The organism is Aeromonas sp. 603757, assembly GCF_049171255.1.
Lineage (GTDB): Bacteria > Pseudomonadota > Gammaproteobacteria > Enterobacterales > Aeromonadaceae > Aeromonas > Aeromonas veronii_A.
The window spans coordinates 1-14731 of record NZ_JAAKOE010000005.1; the positions used below are offsets into that span (position 1 = coordinate 1).

Annotated in this window: 9 protein-coding genes and 2 tRNA genes; 7 read left to right on the forward strand and 4 right to left on the reverse strand. The window is 58.5% G+C overall.

Annotation, left to right across the window (positions count from 1 at the left end):
* On the forward strand, nucleotides 1-5683 hold a 5683-nt coding region (locus G5332_RS06210; protein ID WP_421311186.1), incomplete at its 5' end, for a type I secretion C-terminal target domain-containing protein.
* Nucleotides 5684-5753: 70 nt separating this feature from the next.
* On the opposite strand, the gene G5332_RS06215 is transcribed toward G5332_RS06210, so the two are convergent.
* Nucleotides 5754-6248, reverse strand: a complete 495-nt coding sequence (locus G5332_RS06215) for a hypothetical protein (protein ID WP_216952967.1) — start codon at nucleotides 6246-6248, stop codon at nucleotides 5754-5756.
* Nucleotides 6249-6433: 185 nt separating this feature from the next.
* On the opposite strand from G5332_RS06215, the gene G5332_RS06220 reads away from it, so the two are divergent.
* Nucleotides 6434-8386: an EAL and GGDEF domain-containing protein gene (locus G5332_RS06220; RefSeq protein WP_421311201.1), complete on the forward strand. Its 1953-nt coding sequence runs from the start codon at nucleotides 6434-6436 to the stop codon at nucleotides 8384-8386.
* A gap of 56 nt (nucleotides 8387-8442) precedes the next feature.
* Here G5332_RS06220 and rraB read toward each other — a convergent pair whose 3' ends face one another.
* Nucleotides 8443-8778: a ribonuclease E inhibitor RraB gene (gene rraB, locus G5332_RS06225; protein ID WP_033114697.1), complete on the reverse strand. Its 336-nt coding sequence runs from the start codon at nucleotides 8776-8778 to the stop codon at nucleotides 8443-8445.
* A gap of 265 nt (nucleotides 8779-9043) precedes the next feature.
* Between rraB and G5332_RS06230 the strand changes: the two genes are divergently transcribed.
* The 4 genes from G5332_RS06230 (at nucleotide 9044) to G5332_RS06245 (ending at nucleotide 11976) form a co-directional block, all read left to right on the forward strand.
* Nucleotides 9044-9119: transfer RNA gene (locus G5332_RS06230), tRNA-Phe, on the forward strand.
* Between the two features lie 4 nt (nucleotides 9120-9123).
* Nucleotides 9124-9199: transfer RNA gene (locus G5332_RS06235), tRNA-Asn, on the forward strand.
* Between the two features lie 426 nt (nucleotides 9200-9625).
* Nucleotides 9626-10900, forward strand: coding sequence for an alpha/beta fold hydrolase (locus G5332_RS06240; RefSeq protein ID WP_421311187.1), 1275 nt, complete (start codon nucleotides 9626-9628; stop codon nucleotides 10898-10900).
* Nucleotides 10901-11250: 350 nt separating this feature from the next.
* Nucleotides 11251-11976 (forward strand): carbonic anhydrase, encoded by a 726-nt coding sequence (locus G5332_RS06245; RefSeq protein ID WP_216954309.1) that lies wholly within the window; start codon nucleotides 11251-11253, stop codon nucleotides 11974-11976.
* Nucleotides 11977-12063: 87 nt separating this feature from the next.
* Here G5332_RS06245 and G5332_RS06250 read toward each other — a convergent pair whose 3' ends face one another.
* Nucleotides 12064-12972, reverse strand: a complete 909-nt coding sequence (locus tag G5332_RS06250) for a pseudouridine-5'-phosphate glycosidase (RefSeq protein ID WP_216952970.1) — start codon at nucleotides 12970-12972, stop codon at nucleotides 12064-12066.
* Nucleotides 12966-14057: a PfkB family carbohydrate kinase gene (locus tag G5332_RS06255; RefSeq protein ID WP_247823347.1), complete on the reverse strand. Its 1092-nt coding sequence runs from the start codon at nucleotides 14055-14057 to the stop codon at nucleotides 12966-12968. Before G5332_RS06255 ends, G5332_RS06250 begins: the two co-directional genes overlap by 7 nt.
* A 204-nt stretch (nucleotides 14058-14261) precedes the next feature.
* Here G5332_RS06255 and G5332_RS06260 point away from each other — a divergent pair, with 204 nt between their 5' ends.
* Nucleotides 14262-14714 carry an RNA methyltransferase gene (locus tag G5332_RS06260; protein WP_216954310.1) on the forward strand — a complete coding sequence of 151 codons (453 nt, stop codon included), beginning with the start codon at nucleotides 14262-14264 and terminating at the stop codon, nucleotides 14712-14714.
* The last annotated feature ends 17 nt before the right edge of the window (nucleotides 14715-14731 follow it).

The window sequence follows — 14731 nt, forward strand, 5'->3', positions numbered from 1 at the left end:
CGTGGAAGATGGCCAGAAGGTCACCCTGACCGTGACCGACGTGAACGGCAAGTCGGTGACCTTCGAGGCGACCGTGAGCGGCGGCAAGTTCAGCACCACCGTAGACCTGGGGGCCAGTGGCCTGGCGGATGGCAAGTTCACCGTGAAGGCGGATGTGACCGACCAGGCGGGCAACCCGGCGAGCGACAGCGAAAATGCGATCCTGGACAGCGTAGCTTCCTCAGCACCGACCGTGATCATCGTTGATGACACCAATAATGACCAAATGCTGACCAAGGGCGAGATTGGCAATGATCAGATCCAGGTTCGGGCAGAGGTCAATCATGCTGACTTGGTTGCGGGCGGCAAGGTGACGCTTACCATCAACAATGGTGGGGTGAACAGCACTGTCCAATTGACGCTCAAGGCCGATGGCACCCTGCTGGCAAGCAATGGCAAGAGCTACGGCTATCAGAACGGCACCATCAGCTGGACGGAAACGACCCCGGCCAACGGCAAGTCGCTGACGGTGACGGCGACCCAGACCGACAAGGCGGGCAACGTCTCACTGCCGGGCAGCGACAACGCGCAGATCCTGAATGAAGCGCCGGAGACGGCGAACAAGCAGGCAAACGGCCAGGAAGATGCAGCCAGCATCGCCATTCCGACCCTCAGTGGCAGCGACATTGATGGCAACGTGGTGAGTTTCACTATCAAGAGCCTGCCTGCCAACGGCATCCTCTATCTGAACGGTGTGGCGGTGACCGTGGATCAGAGCATTGCGGTGGCGGACGCCGGCAACCTCACCTTCACTCCGAATGCGAACTGGAACGGCAACACCAGCTTCAACTATGCGGCGGTAGACAACGACGGCGCCGTGGATGCGAGTCCCGCAACCGTGACCATCAAGGTGGATGCGGTCAACGACCTGCCGACGCTGACCATCTCCAACGGGGTTATCGTCTCTGAAGAGGGGTTGGCAAACGGCATTGCCGACACGGTCGGCAATCCGGATACCACCAATGCCATCAAGGCGTCCGGTACCCTCTCGGTGGGCGACATCGACAGCAGCACACTCAACATTTCCCTGAATGGACCGGCCGGGCTGACGTCCGGTGGGGCAAAGGTCCAGTGGAGCTGGGATGCGGGCAGCAAGACGCTGGTTGGCTACACAGGGGTGATTGGCGGCGCCGATTACAAGGCTGTGGTCGAGGTCAAGCTGACGGCACCCAATGCCAGTGGAAAGGGTGAGTGGACCTATGACGTGACCCTCAAAGGTCCCCTCGACCACGGGGATACGACCTCGGAAGACAAGTTGTCGTTCCAGCTGGATGTGGAGGTCTCCGATGGCAGCGGCATCACCAAGGACAAGCTGGATGTCAGCGTTGAGGACGACTCCCCCATTGCTGACAACAGCGATGCCGTTTCCGTGGTGAAGACCGATATTCCGAACGTGCTGACCGGGCTCTTTGACCTGACCAAGTACAGTGGCAACCAGAGCACTCTGAACATGGCGGGCTTTACTATCAGCGCCCTGGGCTTCAAGTCGGCAACAGACTCCTCACTGGTAACGGCGGTGGTCAACGGTTCCAGCTCGGGGCTGGGGGTGGCCAGCGGAGCTGCGCCTTACCACAACCTCGCCAACGAGATTGACTTCCGTCACTTTGCCGACGGATCGTCCGCCTCCGAGCAGCTGATCGTCAGGCTGGATGCGGGCAAGGTTGCCTACGGCGCCAACATCAAGTTCAGCAAGATGTTTGGCGGCGAGCTGGAGAGCGGGGTCGTGGAGTTCTATCGCGGTGGTGTACTGATCAGTACCCTGGTATTCAACTCCAACGCATCGGGTGGGGAGTTCAACCAGAACTTCCAGGTGCAGCAGGGTGGCTTTGATACCATGGTGATCAAGGCGACCAACAACGGCAGCACCAATACCTCCGACAACAGCGACTTCACCGTACAGAGCATCGAGTTCCTCGGTTCCAACACGGCGCAGGCAATCGCCTATGGTTCTGGCACCGTGACCCCGCAGTGGGGGGCGGATGGCAAGGGCTCCATCGGGCTGGTAATGGACCCGGCAACCTTCGAAAATGGTCTGCGAACGGCTTCCGGTTCTGCCATCGCCATCACCGCCAGCGGCGCTAATACCCTGGTCGGGAAGGATGCGGACGGCAACCTCATCTTCAAGCTGGAGTTTACGCCGGCCACAGGCAAGTGGGAGTTCTTCCAGTATCAGCGCATGTCCAAACCTCTGGGTGATGGCGACATCGACTTCCAGGTCCGGGTGGTGGATGGTGACGGCGACGCCAGCATTGGCTCCTTTGCAACCAAGCCTCTCTTCACGCCGCTGGTTCAGGGAGTCTCCAGCGAGAGCGTAACCGAAGGGGGCAATCTGCTGCACAAAGTCACCCTGTCAGATGCGACCCAGGAAGCGACTGAATACGATTTCGCCATTCGTGGTTCGGGCAACAACCCCGCCTCCAACCAGGATTGGGGCAATGCCCAGTTCAGCAATGGTGTGACCTATAACAGCACTACCGGCAAGATCACGGTACCAGCCGGCGTGTCGGACTTTACTGTGACCATCCCGACGGTGAACGATCGCTTGGTCGAAACGAACGAGACCCTCTCGGTGACCATCGGTGGGCAGAGCGGGACCGGCACCATAGTGGACAACGATCGGGCGCCGGTGACCACGGGTGGCTACAGTGCCGGCAAGGAGGACGCGCCGCTGGTGTTGAAGTGGGCCCAGTTTGGTGCCAGCGATGATCAGGCCGCTTCTGACCTGAGCGTGCAGATCAACACCCTGCCGCTGAACGGCAAGCTGGAGTACCTGAACGCAGCCGGCCAGTGGATTGCGGTGAAGGTGGGGGATCTTGTCTCCTACGCCGATATCGACAGCGGCCACCTGCGCTTCGTGCCTAGTCTCAATGAATCCAGCAGCAATGCCCTCAATGGTGGCGGTACGACGACGGGCAACCAGCAAGGGGACTACGCCACTCTGGGTTACCAGATCAGCGATGGTGCCAACCTGAGTAACTCAGGCAAGCTGGTGATCGATATCACGGCGGTCGCGGACAAGCCGGTGGTCGACATCAGCCTGACCGGCAACGGCGTCCCGCTTTATACCCAGTACCCGTCGTCCGGCATCTCCACCGGGGCGTTCCAGAGCAGCAACTTCAACAAGGGCAACTTTGGCATCACCAATAGTCTGACCGACAGCACCACCAGTCAGGATCAAGTGGTGGGCGGCAACGGCAATGACTATATCGTCAGCGTGAAGGGCGGCGGCGATTACTTCGTCGGCGGTGCTGGCAATGACGTGCTGGTCGGTGGCAACTCCACCTCAGGTGACACCCTCGACGGCGGTACCGGCAACGATATCCTGGTGGCCGGATTGGGTGGCGACACCCTGTTTGGCGGCGCCGGTACCGACCTGGCCGTACTGATGGGCTCGCGTGCCAACTATGTCATCGAGCGCAGAAGTGACGGCGGTTTCAACTTCCTGGTGAAGGAGAACGGCGTCACCATCAGCAAGTCGCTCTACGACATCGAGTTGGTGCAGTTTGATGACGGCATTTACCAGTTCAACCAGACCGACGGCACCCTGACGGCGGTACAGCCGAGTGTGGTGGATTACCCGCTCGAGATCACTGCTTCCCTGACCGACCGTGATGGTAGCGAGCAGTTCGACAGCCTGGTGCTGACCGGCATGCCGACGGGGTCGACCCTCTATCAGGGCTCCACCGTGCTAGGTACCGTGGGGGCCGATGGCACGCTGACGCTGACCGGTCTGTGGAACCAGAGCGCGTTGGACGTCAAACTGACCGGTCTGACCCTGCGGGTGCCGGGCAGCAGTGCCGGCCAGTTCGACCTCAAGGTAGAAGCCATTGCCAAGGAAGTGGCGACCGATCAGACCAGCAGTGCATCGGATCAGGATTCGATCCGCATGAGCTACTTCCTTTCCACCGAAGGGGAGCCGGGCGATCAGAACCGCAGCTATGGCAACGAGCACAATATCGTGGTCGGGGATCTGGATGGCAGCGTGGTACTGCCGGGCCAGAACTACAACATCGCCTTTATGGTCGACAGCTCGGGCAGTATCGGCACCAGCGCCATGAACACCATCAAGAGCCAGTTGGCACAGATCTTCGCCAGCCTCAAAGCGAGCGCAGGTAGCGAAGGGGCTGGTACAGTCAACATCATGCTGGTTGACTTTGATGCTCTGTCGAATGCCAGTATTAGTGTGAACCTGAAAGACAGCAATGCCTTGAATCAGCTGCAGGCTGTAATCGATTCCATGAGTAGCGGAGGGGGGACCAACTATGAAGATGTGTTCAAGACGGTTGCTAACTGGTTCAGTAGTTCTACGGCTCAAAGTAACAGTAATGCCAAGAATCTGTCCTATTTCATTACCGATGGTCAGCCAACTTATTACCTCGGTAACGAAGGCTCCAACCCGAGGGTATTGAATTTCTCAGGTAGCAGCTATGACGTCTATCTCAACAGTCTGCTTGGTGGCACCTATATTCCGGGTCGGGTATATAGCTCCAATGGCTACACCATCATCGACAGCGCTGGCCGAGTGTATGCCGATGGTAGATACAGCAACCCGATCGGTTTTATGCGTCCGGATGGTAGGGGGGGATATACCTACTCAACACTGGATGGTGATGGCGGCACTACCTCCAGCTCAACTATCAATAACTCGGTAGCAGGTTTTGGGCTGCTTACTGGGATGGGGGTTACGGTAGAAGCGATCGGACTGGGGGCCAACATCTCCTACAACGATCTCAAGTCCTATGACTCTGACGGCGTCATCATGACCGGCGTCAACGCCAGCGATTTGGCCAACGCCATCTTGGGCACCTCGGTGAATAACCTGCCGGGCAGTGACCGGATCGACGGCGGTGCTGGCGACGACATCCTGTTCGGGGATGCCATCCACTTCGCCAGTATCAACGGTGAAGGCTACGCGGCCATCAAGCAGTATGTGGCCGGCAAGCTGGGCGCAGGCTCGGTGACCGATGCCCAGGTCCATGACTACATCACGGACCATGCCAGCGAGTTCGATCAGTCCTCCAGCAATGACAAGGCGGACGTGCTGATTGGCGGGGATGGCAACGACATCCTGTTCGGTCAGGGTGGCGATGACTTCCTGTTCGGTGGTGCCGGCAACGACATCCTGTTCGGTGGTGCCGGCAACGACACCCTGTATGGCGAGAGCGGCAACGATACCCTGTACGGTGGCAGCGGCAACGATACCCTGTTTGGTGGTATTGGCGACGATAACCTGATCGGTGGTCTGGGCAATGACATCCTGGTTGGCGGGCTTGGCAATGACATTCTCAAGGGGGATAGCGGTGCCGATACCTCCACCTGGCTGCAGGGCGATACCGCCGCAGGCAGCGTTGCCAAGGATTACGTGGTCGACTTCTCCAAGGCGGAAGGTGACAAGCTGGATCTGAGCGACCTGTTGGATCACGACGGTTCTCGTAACCAGAACGATCTGAAGAGCCTGCTGTCGGTGTTCCAGGACAATGAAGGGGTACATCTACAGGTCAAGGAGAGCAGTACTGCGTCGGTGACTCAGGAAATAGTGCTGATGAACCATACTTTCGATAGTCTGACGGGGGGGGCAGGTACTACTGCCAACCAAGTGATCGATTACATGTTGACCAACAACATGCTCGATATCGACAAGTAAGCCCAACTCGGGACAGTAAAAAAGCGGCAGAGCAATCTGCCGCTTTTTTTATCTTGGCAGGGAGGCGAAATTAGTTGCCGAGTGTGGCAAACAGGCTCTGCTCAAGGGTGCCGCGGGAGACGCAGACCGGCTTGATGGACGGGGCTGATACGCGCTCGCCTGAGGATTCCACAAAGAACAGCTCGGTGTTGCCTTTGACGTTGACGGTGGCCACGCTGCTGTTGCCGCTCTGGGTGATGATCAGGTTGATCTGCAGGTCAGGGTTGCCCAGTGCTACTTTGGAACCCATGGTGCCGCAGTCCAGCCACTCAAGTCCGTCGGCCGACTGGTTGACATTGGCGGTCATCAGGCCGGCACCGCGCTGACTGTTTTCGATGGTGAGGCCGTGGTCGGTGAACCACTTTTCGGCGCGAGCCCACACCAGATCCACCGGGATCGCCATCTCCTGGGTATTGTTGGTCGCCTTGGCGACCGGCGGGTTGTAGCGATACTCCTCACCACCGTTATTGTCGCCAGCACAACCTGCCAGCAGCAGCGCCAATGCGCACCCCATCATCTTTTTCATCTTGCTTCTCTCGTCCATTTATCAGGCCATTGGCCAACCGGTGCCTATTATCACCTGAGCGACAACCTCTGTCAGCATGCGTGCTGCATCGGTGTAAACGGAGGGGTTACCGGGGGTGCTTTACAAAATTGGTTTGCTATCATAGATTTGCTCGAAATTCCTCCATAAGCGCCCCTGTGACCAACATGCTTACCCCGGATCTGCTTCAGCAGATCATCGACCAGTTGCCAATGAGTATCTTCTGTCGTGATAGGCATGGTCGCTACCTGTTTGCCAATCGTGAATTTGCCATTGAGGCCAAGCTGGGTTCACCCGCCGAGGTGGTCGGCAAGAGTGATGCAGAGATGTCATGGGGCGATGTATTTCGTACCGAGGACGCGCAGTTGCTGACGGGGGGCGTTCCCTTGCTTCATCAACAGTTGCACTGTAATCGGGGTGGTGAGACCTGCTGGATGGAGGTGCACAAGATCCCGCTTTACACGGCTCAGGGTGAGCCATATGCCGTATTCGGAATGGTCAACGAGATTGCCCAGCGCAAGCACCTGGAACAGACGGTCAAAAAACAGCAGGTGCTGCAGCGTTTTCTGCTCGATGCCATCCCTGACCTGATCCGTTTCGATGATCACAACGGGGTGTTGCTGGAGTGCAACCAGGCGTTTCTCGACTTTATTGGTCAGGGGGCGGATGAGGTGCTGGGTCAGCAGCTGCCGTTCCGGCTGGCGGCACCCCAAGGGATGGGCCACGGCGAATGTTGTCTGCTGGATGCCAGAGGGCAGGGACGGCATATCGAGATCACCCGGGTCGATGTCCCCGATGGGGATGGTCACTCCCTCGGGATCCTGACGCTGGGGCGCGATATCACTGGCTTGCGCACCACTCAGGCACAGTTGCAGCAGGAGCAGCACTACGACAGCCTCACCGGGCTGCTCAAACTCTCCCGTTTCTTGCAGACCAGCCGCCATTTGGGGGGCCGCAGCGCCACACTGGTGCTGGTCGATCTGCACCACTTTCGTGAGGTTAACGATCGCTTCGGGATCCGGATTGCTGATCGCCTGCTGAGCCAGGTGGCCAAGCGACTACAGCAATTGGTTCCGCCGCGAACCTTGCTCTGCCGGGTGGCTGCCGATGACTTCTGTCTGTTACTCCCCGATTTCAACGAGCCGTTGCAGGAATGGAACCAGCATCTGCAGCAGCAGTTGATGGAGTACTATCAGGTGGAAGAGCATCGTATCCAGATCCCGGTGTTTCTGGGGCTGGCTCAGGGGCGGGCAAGCGATGCCGAGCGGTTGCTCAGCCATGCTGAAGCGGCGCTGGCGCAGGGCAAGCGGCAGCAGCAGTACTGCACTCTGTTTGATCCGGCGCTGCACGCCCGGCTCAAGCGGCGTCAACTGATCGCCGCCCAGTTACCGCTCGCCATCAAGTCATCCCAGCTGGTTGCCGTCTACCAACCCATTATCAGCAGCACAACCCATCAGCTTTGTGGTGCAGAATTGCTTTGCCGCTGGCCGCATCCTGAACTTGGCATGATCTCGCCGGAAGAATTTATTCCACTGGCCGAAGAGATGGGGATCATTGGCCAACTTGGTCAGCTGATGCTGGAGTTGGGGTGTGCTCAGTTGGCCCAGTGGCAAACCGATCAGCCGGGTATGGTACTCTCCATCAACCTTTCGCCGTTGCAGTTTCGTGATCCGGCGCTCTGCAAGTTGGTGCAGGGCTGCATTGCACGTCATGGTCTGAATGCAGGCCAGCTGGAGCTGGAGATCACTGAAGGAGTCTTGATGGAGAATGCCGATGAGATCGAGACCAACCTGGATAACCTGATCGCCGCCGGTTTTCAACTGGCCATCGATGATTTCGGTACCGGGTATTGCTCGCTGGCCTATCTGCCAAGGCTCAAGGTCGCCACGCTCAAGCTGGATCGCAGCTTCACCCAGGGGTTGGTCAGCAACAGTGCCACCACCGCCATCGTGAGATCGGTCATCGGACTTGGCCATGAGCTGGGGATCTGCATTACTGCAGAAGGGGTGGAAACCGTCGAGCAACAGTTGTGGCTGACCCAGGCGGGGTGTGATCGGCTACAGGGTTATCTGTTCAGCCCCCCGTTGCCGCCCGAGCAGTTTGCCGCCAGTTATTTGTGACAGTCTGCAATAACAGAGAGGCCACCCGCAGGTGGCCTCTCTGTTTGTGGCAGGGATCAATCCTGGAAGTAGGTGCCCCAGCCATCGTAATCCACCCCATATTTTTCCAGGATGGGCAGCATCTTGGCGATATCGGCAACGATCGCTTCGACATTCAGCTTGCACTCGATGGTGGCATCGAAGCAGAAGATGGTGGCGCCGTCATCCAGCTCCATCTCTTCGGCATCGGTCACTTCAAAACCGGCCTTGAACAGGTCAACCGCTGCTTTTTCCAGACGGTCGAAATCCTGGCAGGCGAAGTGGTGTTCGATGTCGTAATCCGCATCGGGATTACTGCCATCGGCTAGCAGTTCGTTGACGATCTCGGTGGTCTCTTCACGCCACTCTTGCATATTCAGACTCATGTTGCCTCCAGGCGGTATCATTGCGGCAAAGCATACTCGCAGAGTGGATTCGGCTCAATGTGGCAAAGCTATAGAGGCCGTGATTTCCCGCAGTTTGGTGATCATTCATATATGAGACGGGTCACGGTTAGGCAGATTTCTGCTCCGAAACGGCTAATAACCGTTCATTGCGTTCAGTTGTTGAGCGAACGTGCTTTTTATCGTGCCATCATGGTTGACACCCTGCGCTGGAAAGGGTTTAATGCGCGCCGTTGCCCAGATAGCTCAGTCGGTAGAGCAGGGGATTGAAAATCCCCGTGTCGGCGGTTCGATTCCGTCTCTGGGCACCACAATTCCTCCTTAGTTCAGTCGGTAGAACGGCGGACTGTTAATCCGTATGTCACTGGTTCAAGTCCAGTAGGAGGAGCCAAATTCGAAAAGCCCGCTCAATCGAGCGGGCTTTTTCATTTCTAGTTGCTGTTGCATGCTGCCAAAAAGAGCGTTGCGCCACAGGTGGCACTGAACAGCAGCATTCCGGTCTGCAGCATGCTGCCAGGGCATGGCTTCTTCTCTCTTTTTCTGGCCCTGATCCACTTCGGTTTCATCACATTCCCTTATCTATTTTGTCGGCCTGAATGGCTGCACTCCTGTGCAGGCGAGCCATCTTTGTTGAATGGCGCCATGGCGTCAATCTCCCTCGCAAAACAATTAATTCAGCACCGTTGAAGAGCGGCTTGTCGGGTGATGTTTCGACCTTTAAGCCATTGTTAACATTTTGGAAAACCTGAGTGACCCCAAGGCAGGGCGGGGATATGATGGGATCAATGATGTTCCCATCCTGACGGAGAGATCCCAGATGAGCAGCCCCTTGAGCTATGTACTGGACGGCATTCATTGCGAGCCGCACTTTTTTACCGTTCCCCTCGATCATGATGAGCCGGATGGTGACAGCATTACCCTGTTTGCCCGTACCCTCTGCCGTAAAGACAAGCTCGATGAGAAGTTGCCCTGGCTGCTGTTTTTGCAAGGGGGGCCGGGATTCGGGGCGCCGCGCCCGACGGCTAACAGTGGTTGGCTCAAGCGGGCGTTGCAGGAGTTCAGAGTGCTGCTGCTGGATCAGCGTGGCACCGGGATGTCGAGCCCCATCCATGGGCATATTCTGGCCAAAATGACACCGACCGAGCAGGCGGAGTATCTCAGCCATTTTCGCGCCGACAGCATAGTGCAAGATGCCGAGTTCATCCGGCAGGAGCTCAGCCCCAAGCATCGCTGGAGCCTGCTGGGGCAAAGCTTTGGCGGCTTTTGCTGCCTGACCTATCTCTCGTTTTTCCCTGACAGTCTGCGGGAGGTCTATATCACCGGCGGTATCGCGCCGATCGGCCGCAGTGCCGAGGAGGTTTACCGCGCCACCTACCAGCGGGTGGCCGACAAGAACCGCGCCTTCTTCGCCCGCTTCCCCCACGCTCAGGGGATTGCCAACCGGCTGGCCAACCATCTGCACCAGCACGATGTGCGACTGCCCAACGGCCAGCGCCTGACGGTGGAGCAGTTCCAGCAGCAAGGGCTGGATCTCGGCGCTACGGGTGCCTTTGAGGAGCTTTATTACCTGCTGGAGGAGGCCTTTATCGGTGACAAGCTGAGCCCGGCCTTTCTCTATCAGGTGCAGAGCATGCAGCCATTCAATACCAACCCGCTGTTTGCCATCTTGCACGAAGCTATCTATGCCGAAGGGGAGGCGACTCGCTGGGCCGCCGCCCGGGTCAGGGGGGAATTCCCGGCGGTGAACTGGGCACCCGGCAAGGATTTCGCCTTCACCGGCGAGATGGTTTACCCCTGGATGTTCGAGCAGTTCCGCGAGTTGCTGCCCCTGAAAGAGGCTGCCCATCAGTTGGCCAACAAGGCGGACTGGGGGGCGCTCTATGACTCGGCACAGCTTGCCCGCAACAAGGTGCCGGTAGCCTGCGCCGTCTATCCCGAGGATATGTATGTGGAGTTTGACTACAGTCGCGAAACTCTGCGTGGCCTTGGCAACAGTCGTGCCTGGATCACCAATGAATATGAGCACAACGGTTTGCGCGCCGATGGTGAAGAGATTCTTGATCGTCTGATCGCGTTGAATCGCGACCGTTAATTGTCGTTATCGGCAATCATCGCGGGAGTCCGGACTCCCGCGATGATTGTTATGGATGGTTGTTATGAAAGCGTGACGCCCTGAACCTTGCCCCGCGCCTGCCAGACGATGAGTGGATAGCCGGCTGATTAATTTCCCCCTCTTTCACTGTTTCTGCCGATCCCTCACCATATACTTGCCAAACGACTCTGTATTGAGCCGCGGTCAAACCGATTGACCAACTCGTGCTCGTTACCATTAGAAAGTCGCTCTACCGCTCTGTATCCCGCGTATCAGATATGCCATCTCTGCATGCCCCGCAATCCGGGGTAGGGGATGGTCGTGCTTTTCAATCAAGATAAGGATGTATGATGAGAAAGTCTCTGTTGGCCTGCTCCCTGTTGCTGTGCCCTGTCGTGTTTGCTGCCACCCCCCATTGGGAATATAGCGGTGAGGCGGGGCCTACCCACTGGGCCAAGCTGACCCCTGAGTTTGGCCAGTGTGCGGGTAGCAATCAGTCGCCGGTTGACCTGAACGGATTGGTCGAGGCCAAACTGGCCCCGCTGGTACTCCACTATCAGGCGGGTGGCAACACAGTGGTCAACAATGGTCATACCGTGCAGGTCGGTTATGCCCCGGGCAGCATTTTGCAACTCGATGGCACCAGGTTTGAGCTCAAGCAGTTCCACTTCCACGCCCCGAGTGAAAACCTCATCGAGGGCAAATCCTATCCGCTGGAAGGGCATCTGGTGCACGTCAGTGACAAGGAAGAGATCGCCGTGGTGGCGGTGATGTTCGAGGCTGGCAAGGCCAATCCTGCGCTGGCGGCAGCTTGGAGTGCATTACCTGCCAAGGTGGGGGAGATCCAGGCCCTCAAGGCGCCGCTCTCTGCTGAGCAACTGCTGCCGGAAAGCCATGACTACTATCGCTTCAGCGGTTCCCTTACAACGCCTCCCTGCTCGGAAGGGGTGCGCTGGCTGGTGATGAAGCAGCCGGTTGAGGTCAGTCAGGCCCAGATCGACGCCTTCAAGGCGGTGATGCACCACCCCAACAACCGACCGGTGCAGCCCCTCAATGGGCGCGTGGTACTGCAATAACACAGCGTTGCAATAGCGCTGCAGATAGCAAAAACAACAAAGAGGGCCGCGAGGCCCTCTTTTACATGGCGAGGTATCGGTGTGCAATTAAAGCGCGGCGGCGATGCGGGCGCCAAGCGCCGCGTTGTTCAGTACCAGCTGAATGTTGGCCGCCAGCGAGTTGCCGCCGGTCAGCTCGCAGACGCGGGCCAGCAGGAAGGGGGTTGACGCCTTGCCCTTGATCCCCTGCTCATCCGCTTCACGCAGCGCTTGGGCAATGGCTGCGTCGATATCAGCTTTCGGCATGGCGTGTGCGGTCGGGATGGGGTTGGCCACCACGGCGCCGCCCGCCAGTCCCAGCTCCCACTTGAGGCGCAGCGCCTCGGCGATGGCCGCCGGGGTATCGAGGCGATAATCGACCTTGAAGCCGCTCTCGCGGGTGTAGAAGGCTGGCAGCTCCTCGGTTTGATAGCCGATCACCGGTACGCCCTGGGTCTCCAGATACTCCAGGGTCAGCCCGATATCGAGTATCGACTTGGCTCCGGCGCAGACTACGGCCACCGGCGTTTGTGCCAGCTCCTGCAGGTCGGCTGAGATATCGAAGGTCTCCTGCGCACCGCGATGTACCCCGCCGATCCCGCCGGTGGCAAAGACCCGGATCCCCGCCATGGCGGCGATGATCATGGTGGAGGCGACCGTGGTGGCCCCCATCCCCTTGCGTGCCAGCACGAACGGAATGTCGCGGCGGCTGCACTTGGTAACCGCATGGCCAGCCCGACCGAGGGCCTCCAGCGCACCGGCATCCAGTCCCACCTTGAGGCGGCCATCGAGGATGGCGATGGTGGCTGGAATGGATCCGTTATCGCGCACCACCTGCTCCACCTGACGGGCCGTCTCCACGTTCTGCGGATAGGGCATGCCGTGGGAGATGATGGTGGATTCGAGGGCAACCACCGGTTTGCCAGCAGCTAGCGCGGCAGCCACTTCCGGTTGGATATCGAGGTAAGCGTTCAGCATGAGTACTCCTCCAGTATGCGGTCAACGGCGGTCTTGCTCAGACCGGAAAAAACGGTATCGGAACAATTGACGGTGAGGGCGGCGCAGCCCAAGGCAAAGCGGGTGGTTTGGGCAATGTCGAGCTCTTGCAGCCAGGCGTGGGCGAGGCCAGCCATAAAGGCATCCCCGCCGCCGGTGACGTTGAGCACCGGACTACCCAGCACAGGCAGGTGGCCCTGTTGCTCGCCATCGCTGTAAAAGATCCCCTGTTCACCCAGACTGAGGAACAGTCGCTTGACCCCGGCGCGGTGGAACCAGGCGGCCACCATGGGCCAGGTTTCGGGCCCGGCGATGGTCATGCCGCACAACTGTTCGGCCTCACTGCGATTGGGTTTGAGGGTGTGGATTTTGCCGAGCCAGGGGCGGATCTTCTCCACTTTGGCCACCGAAACGGTATCGACAAAGATGGCGTGATCCCCCTGCCGTTCGAACAGCCAGTCGAGGGTATGGATGGCCAGATTGGTGTCGAGCACCCAAAGCCGGGCACCGCCGAGAAAGCCTGCGAGGGGTGTCAGGCGGGCAGGCGTGAGCTGCTCGATAATGGCCATGTCATTGATGGCACAGCTCATTTCGCCGCTGCCATCATGCAGGCTGAGATAACAGGAGGTGGTGTGGCCATCGAGCACTAGGGTCTGGCGCACATCGACGCCGGCCCGCTGGCTTACCTCCAGCAGATGATGACCATACTGGTCGTTGCCGACCGCTGTAAGCAGCCGGGTGTCGCTGCCGAGCCGCGCCAGATTCTCGGCGATATTGCGGCCAACACCACCTGCCGAGGTGCGCACCTTGCCCGGGTTGGAGTCGCCGAGCAGCAGGTTGTCATGGCTGGTGCCACAAATATCCATATTGGCACCGCCGATCACCACTACGTAGGGGCCTTCTCGCAGTACATAACCTCTGCCTTGCACATATCCCTGCCGGATCAGGCTGGAGATGTGGCTGGCCAGCGCGGAGCGGCTGATGCCGAGGCGATCGGCCAGATCCTGCTGGGCAATCATGGGATCCTGACGCAGCAGGGCTAGGATCTCTTGTTCACGCTCAGTCATAGACAAACATCCATTTACAAACGTTTGTCCATTATTGCTGGGAAACGTTTGCTGGCTATCGGCTTGTACAAAATTTGTCGGCTTGCGCACAAAAAATCGACATTCAAAGCTGGGTTGGCAAGCGGTTTAGCTGGAGAGGGGACTTTTAACGGGTCGGTGGCCCTGCAACGGCTTATAATGGCCGTCGCAAGATGAGGAGAGATGATGGAAAAGAGTGCATTCTGCTGCGTGGGGTTGGTCAATCCCAAGTCCCCGGAAAATGTCGGTTCCGTGATGCGGGCTGCGGGTTGTTACGGGGTGGACGAGGTCTACTACACCGGCAACCGCTTCGAGCTGGCGCGCCGCTTTGCCACTGATACCAAGCAGATGGTGGAGAAGATCCCGCTGCTCGGGGTGGATGATCTGATGGCGTTTATCCCGCAGGGATGCGTGCCCGTGGTGGTCGATCTGATCGACGGCGCTACACCGCTCCCCGACTATGTCCATCCGGAACGCGCTTTTTATATCTTCGGGCCGGAGGATGGTACGCTCGATCCTGCCCTCTATGGCGCGGTGAAAGATGTGGTTTATGTGCCGACCAGTGGCTGTATGAATCTGGCGGCCTCGGTCAATGTGATCCTCTACGACCGCTTGGCCAAGGGAATGAGGGGAGAGTAATTAGCGCAACGTTATCA